The sequence below is a fragment of the Clostridium sulfidigenes genome, from assembly GCF_052067195.1.
GTDB lineage: Bacteria > Bacillota > Clostridia > Clostridiales > Clostridiaceae > Clostridium_J > Clostridium_J sulfidigenes.
Genome location: NZ_JBQHQR010000002.1, coordinates 1 through 16,364 on the forward strand (window position 1 = coordinate 1; position 16,364 = coordinate 16,364).

General features: G+C 30.4%; 11 protein-coding genes. 4 read left to right on the top strand and 7 right to left on the bottom strand.

Features of this window, described 5'->3' with window-relative positions; translation table 11 throughout:
* Positions 1-742: transposase (locus ACTNBA_RS02000; RefSeq protein ID WP_441072158.1), on the top strand; the 742-nt coding region annotated here is incomplete at its 5' end.
* Positions 743-962: 220 nt separating this feature from the next.
* On the opposite strand, the gene ACTNBA_RS02005 is transcribed toward ACTNBA_RS02000, so the two are convergent.
* The 5 genes from ACTNBA_RS02005 to ACTNBA_RS02025 form a co-directional block, all read right to left on the bottom strand.
* Positions 963-1,676 (bottom strand): phosphatase, encoded by a 714-nt coding sequence (locus ACTNBA_RS02005; protein ID WP_441072160.1) that lies wholly within the window; start codon positions 1,674-1,676, stop codon positions 963-965.
* 261 nt (positions 1,677-1,937) lie between these two features.
* On the bottom strand, positions 1,938-3,755 hold the full coding sequence (locus tag ACTNBA_RS02010) for a 5'-nucleotidase C-terminal domain-containing protein (protein ID WP_441072162.1): 1,818 nt from the start codon (positions 3,753-3,755) through the stop codon (positions 1,938-1,940).
* A 410-nt stretch (positions 3,756-4,165) separates the two neighbouring features.
* Positions 4,166-5,953, bottom strand: coding sequence for an ABC transporter ATP-binding protein (locus ACTNBA_RS02015; RefSeq protein WP_441072164.1), 1,788 nt, complete (start codon positions 5,951-5,953; stop codon positions 4,166-4,168).
* Positions 5,953-7,680 carry an ABC transporter ATP-binding protein gene (locus ACTNBA_RS02020; protein ID WP_441072166.1) on the bottom strand — a complete coding sequence of 576 codons (1,728 nt, stop codon included), beginning with the start codon at positions 7,678-7,680 and terminating at the stop codon, positions 5,953-5,955. Before ACTNBA_RS02020 ends, ACTNBA_RS02015 begins: the two co-directional genes overlap by 1 nt.
* 261 nt (positions 7,681-7,941) lie before the next feature.
* Positions 7,942-8,229, bottom strand: a complete 288-nt coding sequence (locus ACTNBA_RS02025; protein ID WP_150845806.1) for a DUF503 family protein — start codon at positions 8,227-8,229, stop codon at positions 7,942-7,944.
* Between the two features lie 315 nt (positions 8,230-8,544).
* Here ACTNBA_RS02025 and ACTNBA_RS02030 point away from each other — a divergent pair, with 315 nt between their 5' ends.
* The 3 genes from ACTNBA_RS02030 to ACTNBA_RS02040 all read left to right on the top strand — a co-directional run bounded on the left by ACTNBA_RS02030 (position 8,545) and on the right by ACTNBA_RS02040 (position 11,738).
* A complete protein-coding gene (locus tag ACTNBA_RS02030; protein ID WP_441072168.1) occupies positions 8,545-9,927 on the top strand; it encodes an MATE family efflux transporter in 1,383 nt (460 codons plus the stop codon).
* A gap of 91 nt (positions 9,928-10,018) precedes the next feature.
* The gene (locus tag ACTNBA_RS02035; protein WP_441072170.1) at positions 10,019-11,134 is read left to right on the top strand and encodes an SLC13 family permease; all 1,116 of its coding nucleotides are present in this window, start codon (positions 10,019-10,021) and stop codon (positions 11,132-11,134) included.
* 94 nt (positions 11,135-11,228) lie between these two features.
* Positions 11,229-11,738 (top strand): ferritin, encoded by a 510-nt coding sequence (locus tag ACTNBA_RS02040; RefSeq protein WP_441072172.1) that lies wholly within the window; start codon positions 11,229-11,231, stop codon positions 11,736-11,738.
* 148 nt (positions 11,739-11,886) lie between these two features.
* On the opposite strand, the gene ACTNBA_RS02045 is transcribed toward ACTNBA_RS02040, so the two are convergent.
* Both ACTNBA_RS02045 and ACTNBA_RS02050 read right to left on the bottom strand, forming a co-directional pair.
* Complete coding sequence (locus ACTNBA_RS02045) at positions 11,887-15,330, bottom strand: pyruvate carboxylase (protein WP_441072174.1); 3,444 nt, start codon at positions 15,328-15,330, stop codon at positions 11,887-11,889.
* A 502-nt stretch (positions 15,331-15,832) separates the two neighbouring features.
* Positions 15,833-16,246, bottom strand: coding sequence for a hemerythrin domain-containing protein (locus ACTNBA_RS02050; protein WP_441072176.1), 414 nt, complete (start codon positions 16,244-16,246; stop codon positions 15,833-15,835).
* Positions 16,247-16,364: the final 118 nt, after the last annotated feature.

The window sequence follows — 16,364 nt, forward strand, 5'->3', positions numbered from 1 at the left end:
GTATCGATCAAAGCTGAAAATATCAATAACTAGACTCATAGATATAATATTTCCTGAATTACCTAAACACGTTTGGTCAATTCATCAAAATTCTTCTTATTGCCTCCTAACAGAGTTATCAAGTCCGAAGGATATTGCAAGTTGTCATCTAACTAAGTTAACTAATATTCTTAATAAATCCTCTCAAGGTCGCTATGGTAAAGCTAAGGCTATTGAAATAAAGGAAGCAGCTAGTTGTTCAATTGGCATGAGCGTAAGCTCTTTATCCTTCGAACTTAAGCAAACCATTAGGCTAATTCAGTCAGTTCAAACAGAGATTGATGCTTTAGATGCCCAAATAAATAAGGTTGTTATTGAGACAAACACTCCACTAATGACTATTCCAGGTATTTCATACACTTTAGCTGCTATTATTCTATCTGAAATCGGAGATATCGATAGATTCACAACTCCAGCAAAACTCTTAGCCTTTGCTGGTTTAGAGCCTTCTACATACCAATCTGGTAAATATAATGCTTCGCATACACCAATGGTTAAACGAGGTTCTGCATATCTGCGTTGGGCCATGCTAACGGCATCAAGGACAGTTACTATGAGAGATGAAACTTTTGCTTTATACCTTTCGAAGAAACGAGATGAAGGTAAACATTACTACGTTGCTATGAGTCATGTAGCTAAAAAACTAACCCGTACCATATTTTATCTTTTAAAAACTAATACTGCATTTGTTCCACAAATGTAATCCAATAACTTTTTTTTAAAAAGCAACATTCAAGTTGCTTTATTTGTCATGCAAATTTTTAGGACACTAACAATTAAGAAATTTATATAAAAATTATATTGACTTCATATAGTTAGTCTCATAAATAGTATTCCACTTTAGTGATTTTATACACAATTAATTATTAATAAAGGTGATATATCCACACAACTATAACATTTTGTTGATATATCACCTTATATTATCTTTTTCCTAATATATATTCTAAGGAATCCATATTAAAATTTAAAACAAGTTTCTCTGGGAAATCTATCTCCTTAAGTAACTCATAGCAGGATGAAAATTCTCCTACATCATAATAAATATGAGCGTCACTGCCCATGATTATTTTAACTCCATGTTCTTTACATAAGTTTAGAAGAGTTATTTGATTTTCTCTAGCATTTCTTCTAAAGCTCTTTGGAGATATGGATGTATTATTCATTTCAAAAACCATATTTTTTTCTTTAGCCCCTAATACTACTTTTTCATAATCTAAAGGAAATCTACTATCATCAGGATGACCAATGATTTTAACATAAGGATTATCCATAACCTTTATTAAAGTATTAGTATTTTCTTCAATGGTTCCTGGTGCTACACAAGGTGGATGCATACTAGCTATGACATAGTCAAGTTCCAGTGCCAGCTCCTCTTGTACATCTATTCTACCTTCATAATCCATTATGTTAGCCTCTATTCCTTTTAGAATTCTAACTCCCATAATTTCATCCTTAATCACCTTTAAATTATTAAAATAATATTCATGAGCTGTACCTGGCATAGATATAGCATGATCTGAAACTCCAAGGACCTTTAGCCCCTTATCTCTAGCTTCCTCAATATTTTCCTTTAAAGTACTATAAGCATGCCCACTAGAAATAGTATGGGTATGTAAATCCATTAAAGCCTTCATTTATATCCCTCCATTACTTTATTTTTCTTTAGTCCTATCACTCTCCTCTATATTACCCCAAAACTGCATAATAAAAAAGGGATGATTCTTTCTATGTATTGTTCTATGAGTTATTCACATATTGAAAATCACCTCCAAAATAAAATAAAAAGCACGTAATCTTAACAACTGGACTTACGCTGTTAAGCTACGTGCTGTATCTATATTATATAAAGTAAAAAATTTTATTCTAAAGCTCGTTTAAAAAATTTTAACAATTTATTATGCTGACTTTTTCTTTTTCTTAGCAATATATCCGCCTAATGCAATTGCCATAATTCCCATAGTTCCAAATACATCTGGGGTTAATGGAGCACCAGTTTGAGGTAATTTGCTTGGATTGCTTGGATTGCTTGGTTTACTTGGATTATTAGTATTTGGAGTTGATGGCTTATTTTCTTCTTCTGGAACATTAGGTTCTGTTGGTTTTTCTTCTTCTGTAGGCTTATCTACAGTTGTATCTTCTCCTGCTACTAATATATCAAAATCTACTTCAGGGACACCATTTTTGTTCCAATCTTCAGCCATTGCATCTCTCATAACTACATTTGTGTTAACTGCATTTATAGCATTAGAGAAGTCATATTTATCTCCACCTGTTAACATAAAGTCATTTATTGCTATCGAATAGTATTTATCCATATCAATTTCAGTTCCATCATTTAGTCTTATAGATGAAACTTTTCCATCTTCTGGATTATACCAAACCTTTATACCTGCATATTGACCCCATGCAAATCCCTCTGTATTAATTCCATGTTCTATGATGCCATATAGGTCTGAACCCTTAACATCAAGAGTTACTATAGTGTTATCAAAAGGAAGAATTTCGTACATATCACCAATAGTGACATCTCCTTGTTCTAGACTTCTTCTAATTCCACCACCATTAGTTACAGCTATCTCAGTTCCTACTATTTTTCTCATAGTTTCTGCTACAGTTACACCAAGTGGAGTTACTGCAATGTTTTTATCATCATGACTTAAACGCTCTTTAAGTGAAGTTACCTTTTGTCCTAATATTTCACTTAAACCTGAATTCATATCATTTACTTCCTTTAATACATTTTCATCTACTGGAAGGGTAGCCTCTTTACCTAAAAACACATCAACACTAGGCTCTACGTCTATAAGTTTGTTGCTATCATCAAAGGTAAATGTAAGCTTAGCTAAGGCTCTACCATTATATCCACCTTCTACTACTGGTACTCCATTTATCTCTCCTGAAACTACAGCATGGTTATGACCTGCAATTACAGCATCTACACCTTCAATTTTTGCTATATCAGCAGCTTCCCCAGTTATTTCTTTTGTATTACTATCTTGATACGCTCCAGCATGTGCTATAACTACTACAGCATCAACCTTTTCTGTTTCCCTAAGTACTTTGTTCCACTTAGCAACAGTATCTACTGGATCTAAGAATTCTACATCTTTTACATTTTCAGCTAAAGTAGAAGTTGCTGTTTCTGGAGTAGAAATTCCTATTAATCCTATCTTTACTCCATTTCTTTCAACTACTTTATATGGTTGCGCATAGCTTACTCTTTCTTCAGTACCTTTTTTAACTATATTGGCAGCTAAGAAGGAGAATCCACCTTCCTTTGACCAAGCATTTATATTATCAATGCCCCAGTCAAATTCATGATTACCTATAGCAGATGCTTCAAGTCCCATAGCTTTTAGCATAGCTGTTACTGGTTTACCAGTGGTAAGATTAGAAATTGCTGTCCCTTGATATAAATCTCCTGCTGATACTGGTATAACACCATATTCAGTAGTAGCTTTAGCTTTATATTCATTTACAACTCCTACTAATTTTGCAGCCCCAATATTTTTACCAGACTCCAATACATTACCATGGAAATCATTAAAGCTTAAAATATCTACTACCTTGTTGTCATTACTAGATACGGCTTGGCTATTATTTGTTTTATCATTTTCTTCTGCATATGCCTTAGTAATATTTGATGGCATTACCAAGGTTGCAAACAAGAATAGTGACATTATAAATGCCGTAAGCCTTTTTTTCTCTTTCATACCCTTTCCCCCTAAATATAATTTAATAGGAACATAGTTAACTATATTCCTATTATCTTATATTTTATTACCCATTATTTTACTTTTCAATAGTTTTATTCTTTTTTTGTAATATATTTTATAAAGAATTATTAAAATGTAAAAAATATAGGTAAAAAATATAACAGGATTTTACCTATGTAAACCTATTTAACTATAAATCTATAAAGCTATATTCCTAGTTAAATATAGAACTATAAAACTATTTAAATAGTTAACTAGTTAACTAGTTGTTGTGCTCATGCGGGTTTCATCATATTAGGTTACTTAAACTATAAAATTAAATGTATATTTAATTTTATATTGTGCTATATATGTATATTAAAAAAATATAAAAACGTCTCTTAAAAAGAGACGTTTTCTAATATTATCTAACTTCTTACTTCTTCATTATTTCTAAATTGACTATTATAAAGTTTCTCGTAAAAACCACCCTTTATCATTAACTCTTCATGAGTTCCTTGCTCTATAATATTACCTTCATCCATAACTAAAATTAAATCCGCACTACGGATAGTTGAAAGTCTGTGGGCAATAACAAAGCTTGTTCTTCCCTTCATTATATTCTTCATAGCTTTTTGAAGTAATAGCTCTAGTCTAGTATCTACAGAGCTTGTTGCCTCATCTAATATCAATATGGCAGGATCTGATATTATAGCTCTAGCAATAGTTAACAATTGCTTTTCACCTTGAGATATATTAGATGCTTCTTCATTAAGAAACATGTTATACCCATCAGGGAGAGTCTTTATAAAGTGGTGTACATTAGCTATCTTAGCAGCTTCTATTATTTCCTCTTTCGTAGCATCAAATCTACCATACTTTATATTATCGTAAATTGTACCATTATACAGCCATGTATCTTGAAGAACCATTCCAAATATTGACCGTAGCTCTTCCCTCTTCATGTCTCTAATGTCTACTCCATCTACCTTTATAGCTCCCTCTTTGATATCATAAAATCTCATAAGTAAGTTTATAAGAGTAGTTTTACCTGCTCCTGTAGGACCTACAATGGCTACCATTTGCCCACTCTTTACCTCTGCACTTAAGTCTTTTATTAATGGCTTGTCGTCACTATACCCAAACTTAACATGTTCAAAGGTAACATTACCACGTGGATTTTCTAATTTTATTGAATCTTCTTTATCTGAAATTTCTTCCTCCTCATTTAATATTTCAAATACACGATCAACTGCTGCAAAAGCTGATTGTATAGCTGAGGATAATTGAGTTACCTGAGAAAGAGGTTGATTTATCTGCCATATATAACGAATAAATGCTTGTAGGTTTCCAACAGTAATGGCACCTGCTATGGCATTAATTGCACCTAATACTCCAATGGCTGCAATTCCTAAATAACTTACTAGAGAAACTAGGGGTGACATTATACTTGATATAAATTGAGCTTTAAATCCAGTACTACAAAGTTCTTGATTTATATCTCCAAATTCTCTTATAACATCATCTTGCTTTCCATATAGTTTTATCTCATTAAAGCCAGTATACATCTCCTGAACCTTACCGTTTAGGTTTCCTAAAGCATTTTGTTGATTATAAAACAGTTTCTGTGATCTTCCAACTATAACTCTAGATATCATATAGCTTATAGGTATTATAAGTATAGCTACTAATGCCATCTTCACATTTATTGTAAACATCATTATCAAGGCAAAAGTTAATGAAAGAACTGCATTAACTACTTGAACAAAACTTTGCTGTAATGCATTAGATATAGTATCTATATCATTGGTAATACGACTTAATACATCTCCATAGCTATTTTTATCAAAGTAACTCACTGGTAATTTTCTAATTTTATCTTGAACAGCATTTCTTAAATCCCTCATGGTATTTTGAATTGCATTAGTTAACATGAAGCTAGCTGCATATGTTGATGCTGTACCTCCTACATATACAACGACTAAAACTATTAAAATTTTTATTATATAATTAAAGTTTACTGAAGCTCCTGCTACTCCTTTCGCCATATCAAAGGCATCCTTGGTAAGCTGAGTTATAATTAATCCTTCTGTCATGGGAGCTAGAGCAGTAAAGACCGCTGCTATAATTACAAATATTATGGCCCCTATAAAAGGCCATTTATAAGGTTTTACAAAGGGAGAAATTTTACTTACTGTATTTTTAATCTTCTTCATTATGACAACTCCTCCTTTGTTAATTGTGATGATGCAATCTCTTTATATATATCGCAATTTTTCAGTAACTCTCTATGAGTTCCTATTCCAACTACTTCACCTTCATTTAATACTATAATTTTATCAGCATCCATAATAGAGCTTATTCTTTGAGCAACTATCAATACTACAGCCTCTTTAGTTTCATTTTTAAGCTTAGCTCTAAGAGTAGCATCTGTTTTGAAATCTAAGGCAGAAAAGCTATCATCAAAAATATATATTGCAGGCCTTCTTATTATAGCTCTAGCAATAGATATTCTTTGCTTTTGACCTCCAGATACATTACCTCCCCCTTCACTTATTAACTCCTCAAACTTCTTAGGTTTTTTAATTATAAAGTCATAGGCTTGGGCCACCTTTGAAGAATATTCAACCTCTTCTACAGTAGCTTTCTTTTTACCAAATCTAATATTTGTATCTATACTTCCTGTAAATAACCTAGTCTTTTGAGGTATAAATCCAATTTTTTTACGTAAAGTCTTTAAATCATATTCTCTAATATCTATGCCATCTATCTTTATACATCCTTCAGTAACATCATAAAATCTAGGAATTAGATTTATTAGTGTACTCTTTCCACTACCAGTACTTCCTATAAACGCAATAGTTTCTCCCTTTTTAGCTGTAAAGGAAATATCTTTAAGCACAGGTACTTCTCCATCTGGATAAGTAAAGGTAACTTTATTAAACTCTATAGTTCCTTCATTATTACTTTTCTTGATTCCATTCTCAGGATTCTTGATAATAGGTTCAGCATCTAATAGCTCTTGTATTCTATTAGATGAAACTTGTGCTTTGGGATACATAACAAATACAGTTGAAAATAACATAAGTGAAAACATAGCATGGAATAAGTACTCTATAAAAGCAACTAATTGTCCTACTTGAAGAGTTCCCACATTTATCATGCTACTAGAAATCCAGAATATGGCTATGATTGCTAAATTAAGCACTAAGAAAAAGCTTGGCTGAGATATAGACATAAGCTTGAAAATCTTCTTTGAAATCTCAGTATAGTCCTTATTAGTTTCAGCAAATCTTTCTCTTTCATGATCATCATTACCGAAAGCTCTTATTACCCTTATCCCTGTCAAATTTTCTCTAGATATTCTGTTTAACTTATCTAAATTTTTCTGTTGAATCTCTGACCATGGATGGGAAATTTTGGCTATTATAAATACACCAACAATTATAAATGGTAATGTAACAGCTAATATACTTGATAAGGATGAACTTGTTTTAAGTATCATCACTAGGCTTACTATAAACATTACTGGTGTAATCAACGCTAATCTAAGTAATATATTTATAAATTGCATTACTTGAAATGCATCGTTGGTAGTTCTAGTAATCATTGATGATATACCAAATCTATCATATTCACTATGAGAAAACTCCTGTGATTTTTTAAATATATCATTCCTTATATCTCTAGTTACATTTGTAGATATTTTAGATGAACAATATCCTAACAATATTGTCCCTAAAACCCCTATTATAGATATAACTACAATTATAAGTCCCATTGTTTTTATATATTCTATATCACCATTAGCTATTCCCTTGTCAATAACTTTAGCCATAATAGTTGGTATTCCAAGTTCAACTAAAGCAAAGCCAAATACTGATATTATATTAATCATAAGAAGCATTTTATAATTTTTTAAGTATTTTAAAATTAATTTCATTTTATAATTCCTCCCTTGTAAATATTTTTTAATACTAATAATATAAATTAATAAGTTAATTATTTGTTCTATAATTAACTTTAATTATTTACCACTATTAGAACATAATACCCACAGCTTAACTATGAAGTCAATGGAATTTATAACCGTGAATACAATTACATAAAGAATTATTAATATTTATTATTTTATTTCCCCTATGTGTGTTGCAACTTTCCCTTTTTTAATATCTTCTAAAATTTTTCACCACTTAATACCACATCAAAACACATCTTCCTCATTCTCAATTTTAATTATTTCTGCATCTGTATTTTCTTCTATAAAATTTATTATATTTTCCATGGTAGAATGGACCTGAGCTGATGTTCCACAAACTCCTACAATACCTATAACTAATGTCTGATGTATATCTTGTTCATCAACTTCGCCAACAGAAATATTAAACTTATTTCTTAGTCTTTGCATTAAACTCTTTATCACCATTCTCTTTTCCTTTAAAGAATGTACCCATGAGGCTCTTAGTGTCACACGCATTATTAATATTTTCATTATATTATCACTCCATTAATTTAATATTTTATATTAATTTCTCCAGTTTCAATATTGTTATGTTCTTACATGGTAAACCCATTGATATTACTGTAATTAGGGCTCCTAGAGCAAATCTAATCAATTACCTCCAATGTACCCTATTATTCTAATTTTATCACAATATTTCTATATATATCCTCCGTTGCTCTTCTTTTACATACATCCTATAATGATAAGGGGATTTTTTTATCTTAAGGTATATATAAACTTAGTTTTAAATTATAAACTTTAGATTAAAATCTATAATTATATCATTTGAGGAGGTAAACTATTATGAACTCTGAAACTATCACTAAAAGGGATAATAAGATTAAAGATAGTTCTATCACTGATATGACCATTGGAAACCCTTTTAAAATTTTATGGACTTTTTCTCTTCCCATGTTACTTAGTTCACTTTTTCAACAACTTTATAATATTGTAGATAGTATTGTAGCAGGAAAATTTATAGGAGTAAATGCTTTAGCTGCTGTAGGTGCTTCTTATCCTATAACTGCACTATTCATAGCTGTGGCTGTAGGCTCTAGTATGGGATGCTCTGTAGTAGTTGCACAAATCTTTGGTTCAAAAAAGTATACTACTATGAAATCTGCAATTTCAACAGCTATAATATCTCTAACTAGTCTTAGTATTATTTTAACTATCTTGGGTAGTATTTTTTGTAAGCCCCTTATGAGACTTCTTCATACTCCAGAAAATATATTTTCTGATTCTGCCCTTTATTTACAAATATACATAAGTGGTATTATATTTTTATTTTTATATAATACTGCCACCGCCATATTTAACGGTTTGGGAGATTCCAAGACACCTTTATATCTTTTAATTTTCTCTTCTATATTTAATATTATTTTAGACCTAGTATTTGTTATAACTTTTAAAATGGGTGTATCTGGAGTTGCCTTAGCTACTTTTATTGCTCAAGGTCTTTCTTCTATACTAGCTATAGTGTGCCTTATTATGAGATTACGTAAAATTGAAGTCACTGAAAAGTATCCTTACTTTAGTAGTTATATTTTAAAACGTATAAGTAGAATTGCCATACCAAGTATAATGCAACAATCCTTTATATCTGTAGGTCAAATTTGTGTACAAGGTCTAGTTAATAGTTACGGAGCCATAGTCGTAGCAGGATATTCTGCTGCCTTTAGAGTTCATACCATTGCTCTTACTTCTATGAGTACCATGTCTAGTGCACTTTCTAGCTTCACTGCACAAAACATTGGTGCAAAGAAAATTTCCCGGGTGAGAGAAGGATATAAAGCTGCAGTAGCTATAACCTTAAGTATATGTGGTGGAATTCTTATTCTATTTTTAATCCTTGCTCCAAAATTAATTGGATTGTTTGTAGATTCTAGTGAGAGCATAGATGTAATTAATGTGGGTACTGAGTTTCTAAGAACCCTAGCACCTTTTTATTTAGTAGTAGGTCTTAAGATGGTATGTGATGGTGTTCTCCGCGGAGCCGGAGCTATGAAAGACTTTATGTTTGCCACCTTTTCTGATTTAATACTAAGAGTAGCCCTTTCCTTCATTTTAGCTTCAATAATAGGATACTCCGGTATCTGGTGGGCCTTCCCTCTTGGTTGGATAATAGGAACTGCGTTATCTGTATACTTTTATTATAAGGGTACTTGGAAACCTTCAATTAATTAAATATATAATTATGTTTAGGCTATGTTTTACTTAATAATTAATTTATAATTAAAGTAATACATAGCTTAATTTTTAAAATGGAGATAAACAAATGAAAATAGTACAAATTTATAAAAATCAAATTATAAAATTCTTTAAAACCGAGACTATATTAGTAATAGCTATAACTTTAGCTATTCTCTCTTCCTTTATAGCTATACCCAAGATAGAGTATATAGATTTTAAGGTTTTATTTTTATTGTTAAATTTAATGATTATTGTGGCAGCCTTTAAAGATTTAAAGATATTAGACTTTATTGCAGTGTCTATATTAAATAAATGTACAAGCTACACATCATTATGTTTTTCCCTAATATTTATAACCTTTTTCTCCTCAATGTTAGTAACTAATGATGTAGCTCTACTTACCTTTGTACCGTTAACTATAATAATTAGTAAAAAGATTAAGGTTAATCCATTAAAACTAGTAATTTTTCAAACTTTAGCTGCCAACTTAGGTAGTAGTCTAACCCCTATGGGAAATCCACAGAATCTTTTTATTTATTCCTTTTATAATCTAACTCCTGTGGAGTTTTTTAGGATAACTCTACCTTTAGTTATAATTGCTATTATATTTTTAACTATATTAATTATAAATAATAAAGAAAATATTGAGGTTCCTAGTCTAGATAATATTTCCGGATTCAACACAAAAGGTATTATTATTTTTACTATTTTATTTATTATAGCTATTTTATCTGTATTTAGATTTATAGATTATAGAATTTCCATGGGGGTAACCTTGATATTAACCTTGATAATTAATAAAAACCTATTAAAGGAAGTGGATTACTCCTTACTTATTACTTTTATAGGTTTCTTCATATTTATAGGCAATATTTCCTCTTTAGATGTTGTAGAAAACTTTTTATCACAAATACTAAATAGAGCTAATAATACCTACTTTGCCTCTATTCTGCTGAGTCAAGGTATAAGTAATGTACCTGCTACAATGCTCATTGCAAACTTTACAAATTATTATAAAGAGCTTTTACTAGGGGTTAATATTGGAGGGATGGGCACAATAATTGCATCTATGGCAAGTGTTATATCCTTTAAGCTATATGTTAAGGAGTTTAAATCCCATAGTGGTAAGTTTTTAAAGAAATTTACCTTCTACAATATTTTAGGACTTTTTATATTCATTCCAATTATTAAATTGTTTTAGTTGTTATAATTTGAATAACTATGGTAAATCATGTAGAATAGTACTAAATATTTAAAATCCTACAATAAACTAAGGATTATAAGGAGGTATACTAATGTTAAGTGATAATTTATTAAAAAATCTTAATGCCCAAGTAAACTTTGAATTTTACTCATCTTACACTTATTTAGCTATGGCAGCCTATGCTGAATCTGTTGATTTAAGTGGAATAGCTAATTTCTTTAGAGTTCAAGCTCAAGAGGAATTATTCCATGCAATGAAACTTTATGACTATATTTTTCAAAAAAATGGTGTTGTTGAATTAGATAAAATTGATAAACCAGAGGGCAAATATGAAAGTATAATAGATGTATTTGAAACTGGTTATAAACATGAACAACTAGTTACAAGTAGAATTTATAAGTTAGCAGATATTGCTTCCGAAGAAAAAGAACATGCAACTATAAGCTTACTTAGATGGTTCATAGATGAGCAAGTTGAAGAAGAAAACACCTTCAACACTCTTCTTAAAAAGATTAAAAGAGCTGAAGATAATCCAGCAGCTTTATATATGTTAGATGAAGAACTTGCTACAAGAGTTTTCACTCCACCAACTACTGCTTAATGTGAAAATCAATTACTCATTATAATATTAAGTGAGTATAATGACAATGAAAAAGACTTACTTAGTGATAAAACATTAAGTAAGTCTTTTATAATATATATAAATTTTTTATAGGCAATTTATTTTGCTACAAATTAAGTAGATGTTATTACTTTAATTTTACTAGTAATTGTCCTGTCTTTACTTGTTGTCCTTCTGATACAAGGATGGAGTCAATAGTACCATCCATAGAAGCTACTATATTAGTTTCCATTTTCATTGCTTCTATTGTCAGTAAGCTTTCTCCCTCTTTAACTTGTTGTCCTTTTTCTACTAAGACTTTAATTATAGTTCCAGGAATACTTGCTCCAATCTCTAGCTTATCCTCAGCATTAGCCATCTTTATAGAGTTATCACTACCATTACTCTTTAAAGCACTTGCTGTTTTATCCTTAATTTTAATTTCTCTTCTATTTCCATTAATTTCAAAGGCTAGAGTTCTATATCCTTCTGAATCTAATTTACCTATTTCTATAAATTGAACTATAAGTGTCTTTCCTTCTGCAACTTCAACTTCACATGTTTCACCCTCTGCAAGCCCATGGAAGAATACATCACTACCCATACGACTTACATCACCATATTCTGAAACAAATTTTAAGAAATCTTCAAATACTTCTGGATATAAAGCATAACTTATAACATCTTTTTTAGATGGATTATATTTATATTTATCCTTTAAATATTCTTCAATTTTATTAAAGTCTTCAGGTGGTAATAATTCTCCTGGTCTATCTGTTATAGCCTTTTCACCCTTTAAAACTATCTTTTGTAGTTCCTCTGGGAATCCACCTTCTGGTTGACCCATCATCCCTTTGAAATAAGATACTGCCGAATCTGGGAAAGCCATATTTCTTCCCTTTTCACAGATATTTTCAGAAGTTAATCCATTTTGAACCATGAAAATAGCCATGTCCCCTACCATTTTTGAAGAAGGTGTAACTTTTATTATATCCCCTACCATATTATTTACCTCTTTGTACATAGATTTAACTTCTTCAAATCTATGACCAAGTCCAAAACTTTCTACCTGAGGTTTTAAGTTTGAATATTGTCCCCCTGGAATCTCATATTTATAAATTTCTGCTCTACCTGACTTAAGTCCTGATTCAAACTGTTCATATACTGGTCTTACAGCATCCCAATAATTTGATAACTTTTGAATTTCACTTACATTTATGCCAGTATCTCTGTCTGTATTTTCAAGAGCTGCTACTACAGAGTTTAGAGCTGGTTGGCTAGTTAAACCAGACATACTATTAAAGGTTGTATCTACAATATCTACTCCAGCATCTGCTGCCATAAGCACAGTTGCTACACCATTTCCAGTAGTGTCATGGGTATGTAAATGAATAGGTATTGAAATCTCATTTTTTAATGCTTTAATAAGTTTTTTAGCTGCATAAGGTTTAAGCAATGCAGACATATCCTTTATAGCAAGTATATGAGCTCCCATTTTTTCTATTTCTTTAGCCTTATTTACATAGTATTCAAGACTATATTTATCTCTAGTTACATCTAAAATATCTCCAGTATAGCATAGTGCAACTTCTGCTAATTTCCCACAGTTTAAAACTTCATCAAGAGAAGTCTCTATACCCTTTAACCAGTTAAGTGAGTCAAAAATTCTAAATATGTCTATACCACTCTTTGAAGATTCTCTTATAAATTCTCTTATTACGTTATCTGGATAATTTTTATATCCTACTCCATTAGCTCCTCTTATCAGCATCTGGAACATAACATTAGGAATTCTTTTTCTTAATTCTTCAAGTCTTTCCCATGGAGATTCTTTTAAGAATCTGTAAGCCGTATCAAAGGTAGCTCCACCCCACATCTCAAGAGAAAATAGATCTCTTCCATAGGCTGAGGTCGCCTTTGCAATGTTGAACATATCTCTACTTCTCACTCTTGTAGCCATTAGAGATTGCTGTGCATCCCTCATAGTAGTATCAGTAATTAATAGTTTTTTCTGATTTTTAATCCAATTTACAACGCCCTCTGGACCTTGTTCATCTAATATTTTCTTAGTACCTTGTATGCCTTCTAAAGAGTCTATAACTGGAATAACTGGTACATCAAATTCTCTTTTATTTCCCTTAGTTTCATTTACTATTTTTTCTCCAATGATTTTTAAAACCTTATATTCTTCATCAGTTCTAGGTTTTATATCAAATAATTGTGGATTATCTGCTATGAAATTAGTATCACATTGTCCTCTTCTAAAGGTTTCATTATTTAATACGTTTATTAGAAAATCAATATTGGTCTTAACTCCAGTAATATTTAACTCTTTAATTGAACGTATGGATTTTCTAATTGTATCTTCAAAGGTTCTAGAATAGGCTGTTGTTTTTACAAGTAAACTATCGTAATAAGGACTAATTACAGCACCACTAAATCCATTTCCTCCATCTAGTCTTATCCCAAATCCTGAACCTGTTCTATAAACATCTATTTTCCCTGTATCTGGGGCAAAACTATTAGAAGGATCTTCTGTAGTTACCCTACATTGAATTGCAAAACCTCTTGGTTTTACATCTTCTTGTGAACAGATTCCTATTTCCTTAGAATCTAAACTATATCCCTGTGCTATTAAAATTTGACTTTGAACGATATCTATTCCTGTAGTCATTTCGCTAACAGTATGTTCTACTTGTATTCTTGGATTCATCTCAATAAAATAGTGATTGCCATGTATATCTACTAAGAACTCTAAAGTTCCAGCACTTATGTATCCTACGGATTTTGCAATCTTCAAAGCATCTTCACAGATAACTTGTCTTTTTTCTTCACTTAGAGATACTGCTGGGCTAAATTCAATAACCTTTTGATGTCTTCTTTGTATTGAACAATCTCTTTCATAAAGGTGAACTATATTACCATGCTTATCTCCAAGAACTTGAATCTCAATATGTTTAGGTCCTTCTAGATATTTTTCTATAAATATATCATCTATTCCAAAAGCCTTTTTTGCCTCATTTTTAGCACTTTTAAAAGACTCCAGAAGTTCTTCTTCTTTTCTTACTATCCTCATACCTCTTCCACCACCACCGGCAGCAGCCTTTAGCATGATTGGATATCCACATTCTTTTGCAAACTTAATTGCTTCTGTCTCTGAAGTAATTGGTTTTTCAACTCCTGGTATTACAGGTACACCAACTTCTTTTGCTACAATTTTTGATTTTATTTTATCCCCTAATCTATCCATCATTTCTGCTCTAGGTCCTATAAATTCTATTCCTGCCTCTTTACACTTTCTAGCGAATTCAGGATTTTCAGATAGGAATCCATAACCTGGATGGATGGCATCTACACGCTTTTTTAATGCAAGATTAATAATTTCATCAATATTTAAATAAGCGTCAACAGGGCTTTTATTCTTTCCAATCTGATAGGCTTCATGAGCCTTTGTTCTGAAAAGAGAAAGCTTATCCTCCTCAGAATATATAGCAACAGTTCTTATTCCAAGCTCGTGACAAGCTCTAAATATTCTTATTGCAATTTCTCCTCTATTTGCTACTAATACTCTTTTGAATTTTTTCTTAGTCATATAAAAAACACCACCATCTTTTATTATTTTCAACTAAAAACTTTATAAATTTATGCAATATATAATCTTTAGTTTATGCAAAATATATTTTTTTAACAAAAATAATTGGACTCCAATAACATGTTTTTAATTATATCACACACTTTTTATAAAGTATAGCATTTTTATAAATTTATTATGTACAACTGAAATTTAATATTTTTATACTTGCAAATATAATCACTTGAATAAAAAAACGATTTAAAATAATTCTATTCGAACCATTTTAAATCATCTTCAAACCCTTGTATTTAGCTATTTTTCTTAAAATCCATTGTATATTATCATACATTTTTAATTTTACAAGATAATATTTTATGAATTTATATTCTTTAAATATTTTATTTGTGTTAAATCAATTTATTGTATTTTTATTTAATATTAACTAATTTATTGTATAAACCACCTATAATATATTAATTAATTCCATTTTTAGTAATAAAATATATAAAAATTTATGATGCTAATTAACATTTATCATTTTATATAATTCATTTTCTTCCTTGGTAATCCTTGTCTCTATAGCTTTTAATATACACTTAGTTTCTTCAACAAATCCTATTAAATTAGCTTCAATTTTATTCTTAGTATTAAATTTATTTTTATAACTAGTGAATACTTGTGAAATTTCACCCATTTCATTCATATATAAATTAGCCATTTTCTTAAGTGATAAATCTTTACCATTAATCAAGGTTGGATATAAAAATTTATCCTCTGATGTTAAGTGAATTTGTAATTTCCCTGCGAGTTTATTTATATGGCTTGCTGCTTCCATTGCATTTAATGCCATAACATTTTTATTTATCATTTCTTTTATTAGCCTTATTTCATCTGATATATCTCCGTGTTGTCTCATTAAATTATTTAAATTCATGGTAATACCCCCTACTGATTTACTATCTTTATTATAACCAAAATGTAGCATAAGTTATGTACCATTTGTTACAACCTTTAGCATATATCCTATATTTTAATTAATATTAGAAAAGGTC

Bases quoted from the DNA above. Each gene is read 5' to 3' on its own strand.
- ACTNBA_RS02005 (WP_441072160.1), bottom strand. From the start codon at position 1,676: ATGAAGGCTTTAATGGATTTACATACCCATACTATTTCTAGTGGGCAT.
- ACTNBA_RS02010 (WP_441072162.1), bottom strand. From the start codon at position 3,755: ATGAAAGAGAAAAAAAGGCTTACGGCATTTATAATGTCACTATTCTTG.
- ACTNBA_RS02015 (WP_441072164.1), bottom strand. From the start codon at position 5,953: ATGAAGAAGATTAAAAATACAGTAAGTAAAATTTCTCCCTTTGTAAAA.
- ACTNBA_RS02020 (WP_441072166.1), bottom strand. From the start codon at position 7,680: ATGAAATTAATTTTAAAATACTTAAAAAATTATAAAATGCTTCTTATG.
- ACTNBA_RS02025 (WP_150845806.1), bottom strand. From the start codon at position 8,229: ATGAAAATATTAATAATGCGTGTGACACTAAGAGCCTCATGGGTACAT.
- ACTNBA_RS02030 (WP_441072168.1), top strand. From the start codon at position 8,545: ATGAACTCTGAAACTATCACTAAAAGGGATAATAAGATTAAAGATAGT.
- ACTNBA_RS02035 (WP_441072170.1), top strand. From the start codon at position 10,019: ATGAAAATAGTACAAATTTATAAAAATCAAATTATAAAATTCTTTAAA.
- ACTNBA_RS02040 (WP_441072172.1), top strand. From the start codon at position 11,229: ATGTTAAGTGATAATTTATTAAAAAATCTTAATGCCCAAGTAAACTTT.
- ACTNBA_RS02045 (WP_441072174.1), bottom strand. From the start codon at position 15,330: ATGACTAAGAAAAAATTCAAAAGAGTATTAGTAGCAAATAGAGGAGAA.
- ACTNBA_RS02050 (WP_441072176.1), bottom strand. From the start codon at position 16,246: ATGAATTTAAATAATTTAATGAGACAACACGGAGATATATCAGATGAA.